The sequence below is a fragment of the Asanoa siamensis genome, from assembly GCF_016862555.1.
In the GTDB taxonomy this organism is placed as follows: domain Bacteria; phylum Actinomycetota; class Actinomycetes; order Mycobacteriales; family Micromonosporaceae; genus Asanoa; species Asanoa siamensis.
Map to the genome: position 1 here is coordinate 34,149 of NZ_BONE01000022.1, position 15,058 is coordinate 49,206.

The window sequence follows — 15,058 nt, forward strand, 5'->3', positions numbered from 1 at the left end:
GCCGCCTCCGGCGCGGTGACGTCCGACGGGTGGAGGGGCACGACGTGCAGGTCCAGATCGAACATCAGATCTTCGGCGGTCATCTGGGGGATCGTCGTAGCGGACACTGCTGAGTTCTCCTCTATCTGGAACAGCATGATTCACCGGCGAGCCGGCGACCGGACCAGGATGCCGCGTCGCTGCTTCATTTGAACTTCATGGTGGAGCAGGCGTTGGCGTTGGCACGCGACGCCTCGTTACCGTGCACTGCGTTTCAGGACGTAAGGAGAGACCAGATGGCCGACCCGCCAAGGTACGCAGCGGCCGGCGGAGCGCTGCTGCGCTTGCCGATGCGGCCATTCGCATCGCTCGCCGGTACCACGGTCGATCTCAAACCAGATCAGGACGGCTACCCTGAGCGCCTTGGCGGCCTCATCCGGTCATTGTTGGCTGACGCGTACCTCCGAGAAGCGGCTCTGGTATCCAGCGAGCCGTTACACAGAGCCTTGGGCCGGGTAGAGGCTGGCGAGACGGTTGGCTTGGCCAAGTTGCGCCGAGCGGCGCACACAGCCGCGCGCTATGGGATGAGAATTGGCAGTCGACCTACGCCGTTCGGCTTACTGGCGGGAGTCGCGGTAGCGGCCTTCGGTAGCGCGGCAAAAGTTCAGTTAGGTTCACAGCACAGGAAGGGGGTACGCCCCGACGCTCAATGGCTCACCGGATGGTTGGCCGGCATGGAGCGGGAACCAGCGGTTCGTCGCCATCTGCGTGTGGTGACCAACGACCTCTGCTTCATCCGCGCCGACCGGGTTGTCCTGCCCTACCTGTCGGGCACATCGAGCGATGAACCCGCACACACATATCGAGAATTGTCGATCAGGTTGATTCCGCCGGTCCGACTGGTTCTCGACCTGGCTGCGACCCCGCTGGCCTACCGTGATCTGGTACGGAAACTGGGCGAGGAGTTTCCGAACGCGACCGAGCAGGCGATAGAGGCAATGACCGGGCAGCTCGTGGAGCGGGAGATCCTTCTGACCGATCTGCGTCCACCGTTGACCACGACTGACCCGTTGGGATACCTGATCGATCGCCTGCGCGGAACCGACCTGCCGCAGCTGGAGATTATGCGCCAGACGGCCGACAGGTTGGCGCACTACGCCGCACAGCCGCTCGGTGAAGGCTCCGCCGCCTGGCACGCGGCTGTCGACGCCATGCGTGCCGTACACCCTTCCGACAAGCCCCCGATTCAGGTGGACCTGCGGTTCGACGCGGACGTCACCCTTCCTCAAGCCGTCGCCGTCGAGACCGCGAGGGCAGCCGAGGTGCTATGGCGGCTCTCGTCGACGCAGCCGGCGCCACCTCATCTCCGCCAGTACCATGCTGCGTTTATCGAGCGGTACGGAACGGACCGGCTGGTCCCGGTGCTCGAGCTGCTCGACCCCGAGCGGGGCCTCGGGGTGCCGAGCGGATACAACGCACCACCGGGCGATCGCCGATCAGATCCGGACGAGCGGGCCGAACGGCGACCATGGGAAGACGGCCTCGCGGCGCTGGCGGAGCGCGCGCTGCTGGACGGCGCCAATGAGGTCGTCCTCGATGACGAGCTAGTGGACATGCTGACCGCTGGCGCTCCGTCTCTCCCGCCATCGCCGGACACAATGGAACTCGCCGTGCAGGTTCTGGCTCAGTCGCAAGCGGCGCTGGACAGAGACGACTTTCGCCTGGTCGTCGCACCGAGTGCAAGCTCGACGTTCGCGGGCTCCGTCTTCGGACGGTTCGCTTATCTGTTCGCTGACGCCGGGTACGCGATCGGACCCGCAGTCGCGTCACCCGACCGCGACGCGTTGACGGCGCAGCTTCTGTTCAGCCCGCGGCATCCTCGCTCCGCGAACGTGCTGCGGGTGCCACGAGTCTGCGACCACATCCTCGCCGTCGGGACATTCGCCGAGAGGGCCGATCCGTCAGTGCTGGGGATCACCGATCTCGCCGTCGGAGCGGACGCGCACCGGCTGATTCTGGTGTCCCGCAGGGACGGCCGTGAGGTAGTGCCCGTTTCCCCGCACATGCTCAACGTCGACTCCTCGACCGGGAACGCGGTCCGCTTGATCCGTGAGATCGGCATGAGCCGCTACCGAAACAATTTCACTTGGTCGTGGGGTGACATCCGCGCGCTGCCGCGGCTTCCTCGAGTCCGTTATCGATCGACGATTCTAGAGCCTGCGACGTGGCGCGTCGGTGGCGCGCTGCGAGATCGGGAGAAGCCCTGGCCCGAGTGGCGCACCGAACTGGCCGCGTGGCGTGACCGATGGCAGGTTCCCGACCGCGTACACGCCACGGTCATGGACAATCGTCTGGAGCTGAACCTCACCGTGCCACTGCACCAGCAGCTCCTGCGCGAGGAGCTGGGCCGTCGACCTGAGACGTTCGTACAGGAGGCGATCGCGACCTACGCGGACAACGGTTGGCTCAACGGGTATGCGAACGAGGTCGTTGTTCCTTTGACCCGCATCGATGGCCGCGTCGCGAGCGCGAAGGTTCGCCGACGCCCGTGCGCCTCGCGGCGGCCGCACCTGCCCGGTGGCGAATGGCTGTACGCCAAGCTCTACAGCTCGTCGGCCCGCCACGACGAGCTCCTGGCCGACTATGTCAGCCTTCTGGCCGGGCAGAGACCATCCGCGGTGGACCGCTGGCATTTCGTCCGTTACGCCGACCCCGATCCCCACCTGCGGCTGCGGTTCCACGGGCCCTCGACTGTTCTTCACGAGCAGTTGTTACCTCGACTGCACGATTGGGCAGCGACGCTGTGCGATGCGGGCTTGGCCAGCCGGATGATCCTGGATGCCTACGATCCAGAGGTAGAGCGGTACGGCGGCCCGGCTGCGATCGCAGCGGCCGAAAGGGCATTCGCCGCCGACAGCGAGGCGGTTCTCACCCAGCTTCGGCTAGATGACGACGACTGGCCAACCGATCTTCTCGCCGCGGCCAACTATGTCGACCTGCTAAGTAGTTTCGGGAGGGCGGACTGGTGCGATTGGCTGCTCGGCGATCCGCGCGACGAGCACCATCAGGCTTTCCAGAAGGTCCGTCGGCAGGCTCTCCGACTTATCGACCCGTTCGACAACTGGCAACACCTATCGTCATCGGACAAGGGAAAGCAGGTGCTCGACGCCTGGCGTCGGCGCAGGCCGGCGATCGCCGAGTACGGGGCGGCCGTACGCCACCTGGATATCGCGGACTCCATAATGGCTTCGCTGCTGCACATGCACCACAATCGCCTTGCCGGCGCTGACCGGAGCGCCGAGGCTCGCTCGATGGCAATCGCCCGGGGGGCGGTCCGGGCGCATCTCGACCGCGCGAAGGCTCGCTCGTGACCACGTCCTTCCCACACCATACCGAATTAGCAGCGGCCGCCATCGTCTCGGATCTCGCCGCGCGCCTGGCTGACCACGAAGCCGTGGCGACGGTCATGACCGCCCAGGACAACGCGAGAAAGTTGGTCGACGGTTCGGCGCCCGTCTTCTGGTCGGACCTATCTCTTGCGGATGGCTATCCAGCACTCGCGTTGCTGTACGCCGAACTCGGGCATCTGGATCCTGGGTACCGACGCGTGGCACACGCGTACCTCGAGCAAGCGGCGACCCGGTTGACGGAGGCGCCGCCGGGCGGCCTCTACGCGGGATCCGTCGCGCTCGCTTTCGCGGCGTCCTGCGCCGCTCAGCGGCCGACTGACTACGCCGGAATTCTTGAGCCGCTGGACCGTAGCCTCGCGGCATGGGTACCGGCGCGAGTTGGGGTCGAACGCGTGCGAATCGAGGCAGGACTGCCGGGAACGACGTTCGCGTCATACGACGTGATCGGCGGGATGACCGGGGTCGGCCGTTATCTCCTCAACCGAGGACCCGAAACTCGGCCTGCACTAACCGAGATTCTGACCTATCTCTGTGCCTTGACCAAACCTTTCGCTGATGATCTGCCAGGCTGGTGGGTCACCCATGCACCCGACAGCGACGTCGAGCATGGCGGACATCTGAACCTTGGTTTGGCTCATGGAATCCCCGGCCCCTTAGCCCTGCTGGCACTGGCTTGGCAGGCGGGGATACGGGTACCGGACCAGGACGCGGCGATCGCCCGCATAGTGGGCTGGCTTTTGGATTGGCGCATCACGGACTCGGCCGGCGTCGGGTGGCCGGCGACGGTCGAACCAGGTGACCTCGCCGGCCCACCTGACCAGTTGTGTATGTCCCGCAGCAGCTGGTGCTACGGGGTGCCGGGTGTGGCGCGCGCTCTGCAGCTGGCCGGGCAGGCTTTGGGCGAGTCGAGCTGGACTTCGGCAGCGGTCGCGTCGATCCGGGACATGTTGAACCGACCGAACGGTTTCTTCGGCATCGAAGATCCGGGGTTGTGCCACGGATGGGCGGGACTGCTGCACCTGGTTCGGCTGATCGGGATCGACGCTGACGACGCGGCGATCAGCGGGGCCGCAACGGGGCTAGCCGCCAGCGTGGTAGGTCGCTACGACGATAACGCGCCATTCGGATTCCGAGCGACCAATCCGCCGGCTCTCGAAACAGTCGACCTGGCGGGCTTCCTGGAAGGCGCCGCCGGCGTGGCTTTGGCTCTGGCGTCCTATGTGCATGGCGGGCGGCCCGCAAGTGGGTGGGACGCCGCATTACTGGCTCGTTGACCTAGGAGAAGAATGACGCACGACCAGTACCTGTCAGACTCGGTGTGGGCGGATCTGTTCGCCAAGCAGGAGCAGGTCCACGATCTCGGTTGGTTCTCTCGGCCTACGAGGTTCGTCGCCGGCGACCGGATCCGGGCCATGATCAGCCGTCAGGCGATCGAGCACTGGGTAGCCTACGGAAATCTGCGATATCCCCAGATCAGTCTCAATTTCGCTGGGCACGCTGCTCCGCCCACCTCGTTCACGTGGACCCGCCGGCTGGGTGACCGCCAACTGGTCGGTTGCGCCGATCCGCCCAAGATCGAGGCGCAGTTGGCCGAGGGAGCGACCATGGTGCTGATCAATGTCGAGCATTGGCACGAGCCGCTGGGGCTGTTCTGCACCAGACTGGGCGACGCGACGGGTGCTGCGGTCGAGACATACGGGTACCTCACCGCCCCGGACCAGTTCGGCAGTCAACCGCATCGGGACACCGCGCACGTATTCGTCGTCCAGATCGAAGGCAACAAGCGCTGGACGCTCTACGACATCCCGGACGACGACGATTGGGAACGCGGCATCATCCCCGGGAGCACCCCGGTCTCCGAGCAACTCGAGTTGGAGCCTGGTGACGGTCTCTACCTCCCGCCCGGTCTCGGGCACCGCGCGCAGGCGGGAAGTGAGGGGTCGCTCCACCTGACGATCTCGGTGCAGCCGCCGGCGGTGAGCGATGTCGTCGCAGCGTGGGCGCGGCTGATGGGCCGACGGCAACTGCCGCAGTCCCGACTTCCGCTGGGTTCGGCCGCGCGGGTCGCAGCGGTACGGAGCACACTCGCCTCACTTGGGGTGGAGATAACTGGCACCACGGCCGCCGAGGTCGCCTCCCTCGTTGCGTCATGGCAACGCCAAGACCGCGACTAGGAGAGGTGCCGAGGAACGATGAAACGAGAATGAAGATTCCCCTTGGTAGCGTGGCCAGTAGCCAGATCGCGATCGGCGAAGGTCATCCTACGAAAGGCGGTACTGTGCTTCCAATCTCGTTCGACCAGGACAGCGCGAGTGAGCTCATTGACCTCGATCTCGAGATCGTAACGCTCGCGGAGCCCACGGATAGCGACCACGACCGCTACGCCAGCACCCGACCGATTCCGGGCTGCCCGTAACAGCTGCAGGCAAGCATCGTAATTGTTTGGCGGTGGGCTCGCCTGCCGCCAAACTTTACTTTCTTTCGCTGAAGCCGGGGCCTGCCGGCAACTGCACTTTTCCCTATGCCAGAAGGAGTGCAGCGTCCCACGGCGTGGCAGGGGGTTTACCGCTCCCGAACCGATGCAGTGAAAGACATACTCCAACAGCGCCCTCGATAAAACCATAGTCGTCTGTTCGAGTGGTCTCATCGGGCCGTGACCAGGCGCGATACCCTGCCTCTGGATTCCCGTCAAAACGAGCGATGATCTCACTAGAAATGGCGTTAAGCCGACCATGGGGCAGTAAGCCCGGAGAATCAGCTGCGTATCTCCACACCGCATGCAATGTGCCGGCCAATCCGTGACAAAGGCCGTATTCAAACGGTGACCGCGCAGGATTCCTCCTCGCGATGATGGCCCGCATGGCGTCATCGGCCGATGACGACCGCGCCGCGCCACCAATAGTCAAATTGGCGAGCTGCAGGGCCCGAGCTATCCCAGGCGTTCCATAGCACCATCCGGCGACATGGGTAGCCGCCTTTCCAGTTTTCTGATGGACGGCGAAATATGCCGGCCAGGCTGTTCCGCGAACGTCATCTGTCTTCGCTGCCACGAGCCAGTCAGCCAACGTGCTGATTGCCTTTTCATGTCCTGGCACCTCGACGCCCTTCTCCGCGGCCAGTGACAAGCCGGCTAGAATACCGGCCGCGCCGTGCGCCATTCCGACATTGATGTGTCCCCGGGGGAATTTTGTCGGGTCAGTCCCCACAACCGGTGGATTCACCGCGGTCCAACCGGGCCGGTCAGGCCGCCCAGCGCAGACGATGTCCACGAGCGCCGCAGACAGGCGGGCGATCGCGTCCGCGTGCCGGATCGGATCCAGCAGAAAGTACCGCAATATACCGGTCAAGCCGGAGACCACGTCATAGTCGGGGAGGTCGAGCCTGCCCGTCGTGAGCCGTCTCGCTATTTCTCCCCTATCCAGCCTGTCCAGCACACGCCCGCTCATCTCCGCATCCAGGCGAGAGATGGCCGAACGATATCCGCCAGTGACGATGCTGGCCATATGGAGGGCGAACCCGAGGGACATTGGCCCCGCGAACAGTCCGGCGCCAGGCGCTGAACGCAACTGGGAGGCCGCAGAGGTCAGCACGGAGTGCAGGCGCGGCTCCCATTCGCGATCGTAAGCTGCGAGTTCGGCGAACAGCAGTGCCGTCGAAGGAATAGGGTCGGAAAGTGACAGGTATATGCGTCCCGGCGGAAAGTCCGTCGACATTCGGCGCCACAGGTCGAAGGCGACTGCCGTTGCGACGTCGCGGGCCTTGCGACGAAGGTCTCCATCCTGCGACATCAGCGACTTGTTTCCGTCGCGAGCTGGGAGTGGACGAGTTCGCGGAGAAGTGACAGTGACTGCCGTTCAGCCAAATCGGAGGTTGCCGAGGACCGGTTGAAATGCATGTGAAGGAGTGACATCACCGCCTCCACCGTAACGTCCGACCGACCCTGCGCCCGACTTCGCAGTTGTTTACCATAGTTGGCAGCAGATACCGATCTTTGGCGCCAACTAGCCATGAGATCCCGACCAGCGGCGTGCATCGCCAGCCTAGCCCAAGCGTCCGCTCCACCTGCCAGAGCGGCTAACCTTCGGCGCTGTTCTCGAGATATTCCGTCTGGCCGGCCCTGAGGTATGCCATCGCAGATCATCTCCCGCCACGACGGCAGCCCGAGGGACATCATGATGTTGAGGTAATTGATCGCCGCCAGTTCGGGTGTTGTGACACCGAGCCGCTTAGCGATCCGTCCGCCCAGTTGAGCTAACGTTGCCTGACTGTCCCGCCAGAACAGAGCCTCTGCGGATCGCATGACCGACCCCGGCCCATAACGCCATGTCTCAGGCACGTATGTGGCTAGGTCAAAATCGCGCAGGCCTCCGCGGGCCCATTGCCTTCGTCCCCACTCGGCCACCTTGGTGAGAATCAGTGGATCCGACTGTATCCGCAGTCGAATGTGTTCGGATGGGACGTTGTATCTGACGAAGAACCATTGAGTGGGCACATCCAGCAGACTGGACACCAGTTGTGCCAGCGACTCGGTCAGGAAGGCGTCCGTGCTACCGCTGGAAACATACAGTCGAAAGTATGCCCAGCCTTCGCCTGGAAAATGAACCGCCGTGCGGCGTTCCGTCGCACCGGCCCAGCAATCTCGGCCCTTGACCGCGATTCGGGGACGGGCCGGCCGCCGCGCCTCAGGTGTGGCGAACAAAGGCACCGTCAACTCGTGCTCTCGCCCGGCCAGCCAGTCGGTGGCTCCGAGCGTCTTGCTGAGATCCTCGAAAATCAGAGTCGATGGCGTCCGCTCCAGCTGTCTTCGCAGCATTGACCGATCGCCAGGAGTCGAGAGATTGAGCGACGTGCGGGTGCCGTCGTGGCTAACGACGATGTCATCCGGCACTCTCAGCCGGCGCTGCCAGGACGCGACCGTCGTGGTCCACTCCGCCTCGCGAGCGCGCACGCCATCACGCAGTTCGAGCGGATGCCAGCGTGCGGGGTAGAGGACCGACCGCCCGTATCGAACCCGCGGCAAGCGCGGCCAAGCGTCCAATGTCCGCCAGCTCCACGTTCTGAACGGCCGGGAGTTCAGTTCCTCGATCCGATCCAGGAGGCGAACCAGGTTCGGCGCAAGGTCCGCTGCCAGCATATGGGGCGACGTCACGCTTATTTCGTGGCCGTCGACCAGGTCGACCACGTGGAGCCCTTCGTTGCTGGCATAGAGACCAAGCTTGTCGGCACTCAGATACGTGGCTTTCGGGTCCGGCCCAGAGGGCCAGATGTCCGAACGTATAGGGCCGTCGAGCCATAGGCAACGGCGAGTCTGCGCCGGCGCACGGGCCACATTGAAGTGACGGGCAACCGATGGTCGAAACTGAAGTTGAACCCGCTCCGGCCCGTCCTCTCGGTCATGCTGGGCGATCATCGCGGACATTGTTTCGGTCACGCCGATCCCGTCAAGGAACCGGCCGAACGTCCGTCCGGCCTGCAACGCGGCGCCGTGCGGCAACACCGATAACATATACTCGCCATGATCGATTGCTTCAACGCCCGACGCGTGGATCTGGATCGTCACGTCGGCCGAGGGCCAGACAGGCGCATCAGGCTCGTCGTTCAGGTGATCGATGAGCCGTTCGCCAAGTTCTAGCTCGTTGCTCTCGGACGACAGCGCTGAGTTCGCCGCATCGGCAAGCCGGGTCAGCCCCTCGACGGGATGGGCGGACGGGGGTCGCAACGACCGGCTACTCGGAGGACGGACAAACTCCGCGGGAACGCCGATGCCTCGGTTCGGGTCAATGACCTGCATCACGGGCACAGGGTTCATCAGCCCGAATTGCTCCACAAAGTCTCGGTGATAGTCGACGAGGCTCGTGACGCGGGAACGGGCGGGGCTGACCCGCCCGAGCGCCGAAACAGCGCTTTCCACATGGCGCAGGACGTGCCGTGGGAGGCGAAAGTCGATGTCCATCGTCAGATCGACCTGCACCGAGTTGATCCCCATGTGGTCTCCACCGCCACGCGTGAGAGCAGCGACTTCTGCCAGCTGGGCCCCTCCGGCGCCGAGCTTCGAGGTCTCGTATGCCGTCACAGCGGACCGTACGGCCCGGAGGTGCGCGGCGGACGGCGCCGTGGCGCTTGGGTTCAATGACAGCAGTCGGGCGATCGGGTCAGCCACTTGTAGCGCGGTCCAGAGCTCGCTCACCAGGAATCCGTAGTCGAGAAGGTGTTGCACAGCTGACCACACGTCAGCTTCGGATGTCTTGGGGAATGCCGAGCGTGTTTCGCTGACAACTTGCCCGATCGGCGTCGCGGTGCAACAGAGGTCAACCAAGAATACGATTGGAGCCGTCAGGCGGACCGAGGCCTCCTGATGCCCTCCGGTGACGCGGCTCGAAGGGCCGTAATAATCCTCGATGGTCGGCAGGACAAGGCGTTCACCGCGTTGATGGCAGGAGGGATGAAGCCAGACGCGGACCTGGGGGATGTCTGCCGCATTCTTCTCCCAGGCACGGATGGTGCTGGCCACCCATTCTCCGTCAGGCCGAACCACCTTGCGATGATCGTTGCCGTATCGAAGGTGTGTCCGGTCCGCGACATGCGCGAGCGCAACTCCCGCCATGAGGCCGAATGGCGTGGCTCGTGACCGGATGCGAGCGACATAACGCGAGACTCCCAGTGCGATCCGCTTAAGGGCTGCCCATTCCACCAGGCCATTCCTGGCCTGGTCGAGTTCAGCGCTGAGCGAAGGGCTGGCGAGGGCGATCGCCTCGGACAACAGAGGATCGGATGTTACGTCTGCGAGGAATCGGGTGATCTCTCGACGTGACTGCGGTGTAGGCTGCTCAAACGAGTCCATGGGTCGCGGCAGCGCGTCCTTCGCGAACATGGAGAGCCGGGCAAGCACGACATCTCCAGCAGTGAAGAGTTCTCTGCGCCCCATGTCTCTCCGCTTCTTCGACCTGGAAGATCGGCATGGATCCGCCCGGAGCTGGCGCGACCAATACTCTTCTTGCTCGCGATGTCGCCGTTGCGGCAACAGCATAACGGTTGCCGTCTTCACATCAGCTTCTCCGACGGTCGACGCTACTTTCGTTGTGGTCGAGCGGGCGTCGCGTCAGGCATGGTGGGCCAGGTGCAGCACCAAAGTGGACGTCGCCGTGACGAAGAAGACCGCCCAACCCACCAGGTCGCGGGAGCCCACCCGTAGGTGGGCGATGAGTGCGCCGACGAAGTACAGCACGAGGCCGATCGCCGCTGCGATGCCGAGTGCCGGCACGGCGAAGCCCGCCAGCAGGCCCAGGGAGCCGGCGGCGAGGAACGTGCCCAGCATCGGCATCCAGGACAACGGCAGGCGCTTCATCCGCATCTGGGCCTTCGGGAAATCATGACCGATGAAGTACGTGACAGCGGCCGCGGCCGTGAGGACCGAGGCGATGACGTTGACCGTGACGTAGGCTGCGAACACAGGCCCTCCTTGGTGTCTGTTCCACCCGGGACGGCGCGGCCGCTGCGGATGTGCCACGCCATGACCTAGGTCACAGGACGCCGTCGGTCACCGGGCCACCACGACCAGGCCCGGGGCCGAGACGCGTCGCGCGGTGCGGCGCCAGGACACCTGGCAGTCCCGGCGTAGAGCGGTGGAGGTTCGGGCCGCGCAGCGGGCCGCGTTCAGGACCCGCGGCGGGCCGCCGCCCAGGCGCATCCACGTCGGGATCGCCTCCGCCCGCGTGACCGCGAAGATGCCGGGTGCCGTCTCCGTAATCGTGAACCGGGCGATCACCCCGTCGCGGGTGTCGAGCGAGAAGTCCTGGAACGAGACGTGGTTGCCCAGGCCGTACGCCACCCACTTTCCGCCCACGCGGTCGAACGGCTGCACCACGTGCGCGTGGTGGCCGATGATCAGGTCGATGTCCGGTGAGCGGAGCAGTTCCCTCGCCACCCGTCGCTGCAGGGCGTCCGGGGCGTGGGCGTACTCCGTGCCCCAGTGGATCGACGCGATCACGAACTCGGCGCCCGCCGCGCGGGTGGCGCGGGCCTCGCGGCGCAGGGCCGCCACGTTCAACTCGTTCGCCAGCCACGGTTTGCCCGCGGGCTCGGGCAGACCGTTGAAGCTGAACGTCTGCGACACGTGGCCGACCCGCACGCCGGCGACGGCGTAGACGGTCGGGCGGGCCGCCTCCGCCGCGGACCGGGCGGTGCCCGTGTGGGCGAGACCCGCGCGGTCCAGGGCGCCCGACCGGCGTCTCCAGGTGGCAGATCGCCAGGTCGGCGGCCTCGATCACCGGCGCGACGTCCGCGAACATGGGCCCGAAGTCGTATCCGCGCCCGCGCGCGGCGCCGCGCCACAGTCCAGAGTGGAGCAGCACGTCCCCGCTGGCCGCCACCGTAAACGTCCGGGGCACCCAGACGGGCGCCCGGGTCGTGGGCCACCCCGTGAGCCGCACCACCGAGTCCGACACACCGACCACGGGCGGCGCGGGCTGAGCGGCCCGCGGAGCCGTCGCGACGCCGGCGAGCAGGGCGGGACCGACGATCAGCAGCGCCGCGAGGACGCGCCGGGCGGTCACGAACGCGCGCGGGTCGACGCGACCGATGCCTGCCATCGACAGTCGTCCACGGCCCGAAACTAGCCGACAGGCCCGGAATCCGTTGCCCCGCCGGCATCAGCCGCAAAAGAACCCCGTCAGGCCGGTTGCGCCACGTCCCCCAGCGCCGCCTGGACCAGCGGGTCCAGCGCCTGCCAGTTGGCCCGCGCGACCGCTCCCGCGCCCTCGCTGTCGCGGCGCTCGCACAGCGCGATGATGCGGTCATGCAGGTCGACCGACTCCCGGCCGCGCAGCGACGAGAAGCGCAACCGCTCGAGCCGCCGCAGCACCGGGGTGAACTGGTCGAGCACCGCCGCGAGCGCGGGGTTGCCCGAGGCGGTCACGGCCACCTCGTGGAACTCGTCGTCGGCCGCGATCGCGGCTTCGACGTCGTCGGCCCGTAGCGCCGCCGCGAACCGCGCGTTCGCCGCCCGCATGGCCTCGATCTCGGCCGGCGACATGGTGGGGACGGCCTCGCGCACGGCCAACTCGTGCATCGCGGCGACGACCGACTGCGCCGCCCGCACCGCGCGCGGGTCCAGCGGGCTGACCATCGTGTAGCGGCCGGGCTTGGTCTGCACCAGCCCCGCCTCCTCCAGCCGGGCCAGCGCCTCCCGGACCGGCGTGCGGCTGACGCCCAGCCACTGGGCCAGGTCGCCGTCGTTGATGCGCTCGCCGGGAGCCAGGGTGCCGTCCACGATCGCGCTCCGGATCGAGCGGAACGCGTCGTCGCGCAGCAGGGAACGGGCGATCAGTCCACCACGCTCGGGAATCGGCATGCAACATATTCCACACTGCACGCGAATGGCCGTCAACCTGTGATCCGTGCCCGGTGCCCCTTACGGCTCGGCGGTCACCCTACGCGGCAGAACCGCAAGCGTTCATTCCGGGTCGGGAGCGGCGGCCACCCCGTATTTGTCGAAAAGGCCGAGAATACGATCGTCGAATCGCTCCGGACCCCAATTCTCGACCTGTACGCCCGGCCGCGGTTCGTCGCCGCCTTCGAGGAAAAGGCCCTCGGCGCCGCCCGGGGTGTAGATGAAAAGCAGCTTGGCCGTGTGGAATCCGACATTGAGGAAACGGTGCCGCACGCCGCGCGGGATGTGCACGAGGTCGCCCGTACCCGCGATGAACGTCTGGTCGCCGTTGAGGAACTCCAACTCGCCGCCGAGCACGTAGAAGGTCTCCTCCTCCGTGGCGTGGGTGTGCGGGATCGGCCCGCCACCGGGCGGCACGCTGGCCTCCACGATGCCGATCGCGCCACCGGTCTGCGCGGCGCGCAGGCCCACCGTGTAGACGTCACCGGAAAACCATTTCGTCGGACCCTGGCCGGCCGGGACATGAAGACCGGCGGTAGCCGGCCGCGAATCGGTCCCCATCAACGAGAAACTCACAGGGCTCCCCTATCAGCGAATAGAAACGTCGGAATGGCGGCCGGCCGGAGATCACGATAGTGGCCCGCCCGTTCCCCGCGAACACCGAAAACGGTGACGAGGCACACCGCTATCGGGGTTGAACCGACCGCGGCGGAAATGCGTACGCGGCGGGAGCGCTCTCGACCGGGCTGGCGGCCGGGCGAAGGCGAGCGAGCCGACGACATGCAAAATATTGGATGTGACACCCTGGTGCGGCCCCGGGACCACGGGGGAAGGAAGGACGCACCCATGTTCGTCTCCCGCAGCGCGCGTCTCCTGGCGACCGCCATGTCCGCCGCGCTCGTGCTGACCGTCGCCGCGTGCGGCGACGACGCCCCGCCGCGTACGACGGACGGCGAGGCCACCACCGGCACGCCGGCCAGGCTCTACGGCACCGACGGCAACATGATCAACTCGTTCGCGGACGAGTTCAAGGGCGAGGCGGGCATGCTGTCCGGGATGAAGGGGACGACGCCCCTCACCCCGCTGACGGCGGACTTCAAGCGGCGCCTCGACGAGGTGCACCCCGACCTGTCCGACTACCTGTTCGCGGGCGAGACCTACGACGCCGTCGTGATCAGCGCGCTCGCCGCGGCGCAGGCGGGCAGCAACGACCCGGGCGCGATCGCCAAGCAGATCAACTCGGTCACCGCCGGCGGCACCGACTGCACGACCGTGGCCGACTGCCTGGCGCTCGCCCGCGCGGGCACGAACCTGAACTACCGCGGCATCTCGCTGACCCGCGGCGGGTTCACCGACGCCGGCGAGCCGTCCACGGCCAGCTACGCGACCCTCCACTTCGGAGTCGGGGATCGCCTCGACGACAGCAAGACGGAGTACGTGGGCGCGGGCGACGAGTCGACCACCACGACGAAGGCCAGCCCGGGGAAGGGCTCCGGCACGGCGAAGGACGCCCTGAAGATCGGCGGCCTGCTGCCCGAGACCGGCGACCTGGCGCTGGCGAACCCGCCGATGGAGGCCGGCGCCGCGCTCGCCATCAAGGAGCTCAACGCGGCCGGCGGCGTCTTCGACAAGGACGTGGTCTGGGTGCCCGGCGACGACGGCACCAGCAGCGAGGTCGCGAAGCTGACGGTACACAAGCACATCGCCGACAAGGTCAGCGTCATCATCGGCGCCGGCGCGTCGAGCATCTCCCGCGACGTGCTGCCGGACGTGGTCAAGGCCGGTCTGGTGCTGTTCTCGCCGTGCAACACCGACGCCGGGCTGACCACGATCGACGACAAGGGCCTGTTCTTCCGCACGTCGCCGTCCGACATCCTGCAGGGCCGCGCGCTCGCCGACGTGATCCTCCGCGACGGCCCGCAGAAGATCGCGATCGTCGCGCGCGACGACTCCTACGGCACGGGCCTCCAGGACAACGTGATCACCGAACTGGAGCGGGCCGGCTTCCCGAAGGACAACATCCAGACGCACGTGTACGAGCCACCGACGCCGGGCGCGCCCGACATCGACTTCACGGCCGGCGCGAACCAGATCAAGACCACCGGCCCGGACGGCGTACTGCTGATCGGCTTCGGCGAATCCGCGCAGATCATCAAAGCGCTGGCGAAGGCGGGCGTAGAGATCCGACACGCGGCGGCCCAGGGCTCCGAGGAGTAGGCACCCGACCGAGCCACGCCCGGGCGGATGGCGATCAGCGGCACCGCTGAGCTCAGGCGCCGCT

General features: G+C 66.4%; 9 protein-coding genes and 1 pseudogene. 4 read left to right on the forward strand and 6 right to left on the reverse strand.

Going from position 1 to position 15,058, the window contains the following annotated elements; all coding sequences use genetic code 11:
• Window positions 1-329 precede the first annotated feature (329 nt).
• Genes Asi02nite_RS15475 through Asi02nite_RS15485 form a run of 3 tightly spaced genes read left to right on the forward strand, consistent with a single transcriptional unit; the run spans window position 330 to window position 5,563 of the window.
• Window positions 330-3,350: a lantibiotic dehydratase gene (locus tag Asi02nite_RS15475; RefSeq protein WP_239126748.1), complete on the forward strand. Its 3,021-nt coding sequence runs from the start codon at window positions 330-332 to the stop codon at window positions 3,348-3,350.
• A complete protein-coding gene (locus Asi02nite_RS15480) occupies window positions 3,347-4,663 on the forward strand; it encodes a lanthionine synthetase C family protein (protein WP_203713554.1) in 1,317 nt (438 codons plus the stop codon). Before Asi02nite_RS15475 ends, Asi02nite_RS15480 begins: the two co-directional genes overlap by 4 nt.
• Before the next feature lie 12 nt (window positions 4,664-4,675).
• Window positions 4,676-5,563, forward strand: a complete 888-nt coding sequence (locus Asi02nite_RS15485; RefSeq protein WP_203713556.1) for a JmjC domain-containing protein — start codon at window positions 4,676-4,678, stop codon at window positions 5,561-5,563.
• Window positions 5,564-5,908: 345 nt separating this feature from the next.
• On the opposite strand, the gene Asi02nite_RS15490 is transcribed toward Asi02nite_RS15485, so the two are convergent.
• The 6 genes and pseudogenes from Asi02nite_RS15490 to Asi02nite_RS15520 form a co-directional block, all read right to left on the reverse strand.
• Entirely contained in the window at window positions 5,909-7,177 is a 1,269-nt protein-coding gene (locus tag Asi02nite_RS15490; protein ID WP_203713558.1) for a lanthionine synthetase C family protein, read from the reverse strand.
• A complete protein-coding gene (locus tag Asi02nite_RS15495; protein WP_203713560.1) occupies window positions 7,177-10,314 on the reverse strand; it encodes a lantibiotic dehydratase in 3,138 nt (1,045 codons plus the stop codon). Before Asi02nite_RS15495 ends, Asi02nite_RS15490 begins: the two co-directional genes overlap by 1 nt.
• A 174-nt stretch (window positions 10,315-10,488) precedes the next feature.
• A complete protein-coding gene (locus Asi02nite_RS15500) occupies window positions 10,489-10,839 on the reverse strand; it encodes a DoxX family protein (protein WP_203713562.1) in 351 nt (116 codons plus the stop codon).
• An 87-nt stretch (window positions 10,840-10,926) separates the two neighbouring features.
• A pseudogene (locus Asi02nite_RS41620) lies at window positions 10,927-11,977 on the reverse strand (CapA family protein).
• Window positions 11,978-12,057: 80 nt separating this feature from the next.
• Window positions 12,058-12,738, reverse strand: coding sequence for a GntR family transcriptional regulator (locus Asi02nite_RS15515; protein ID WP_203713564.1), 681 nt, complete (start codon window positions 12,736-12,738; stop codon window positions 12,058-12,060).
• 102 nt (window positions 12,739-12,840) lie between these two features.
• A complete protein-coding gene (locus tag Asi02nite_RS15520; RefSeq protein WP_203713566.1) occupies window positions 12,841-13,248 on the reverse strand; it encodes a cupin domain-containing protein in 408 nt (135 codons plus the stop codon).
• Window positions 13,249-13,623: 375 nt separating this feature from the next.
• Here Asi02nite_RS15520 and Asi02nite_RS15525 point away from each other — a divergent pair, with 375 nt between their 5' ends.
• Window positions 13,624-14,994: an ABC transporter substrate-binding protein gene (locus tag Asi02nite_RS15525; RefSeq protein WP_203713567.1), complete on the forward strand. Its 1,371-nt coding sequence runs from the start codon at window positions 13,624-13,626 to the stop codon at window positions 14,992-14,994.
• Window positions 14,995-15,058 lie beyond the last annotated feature (64 nt).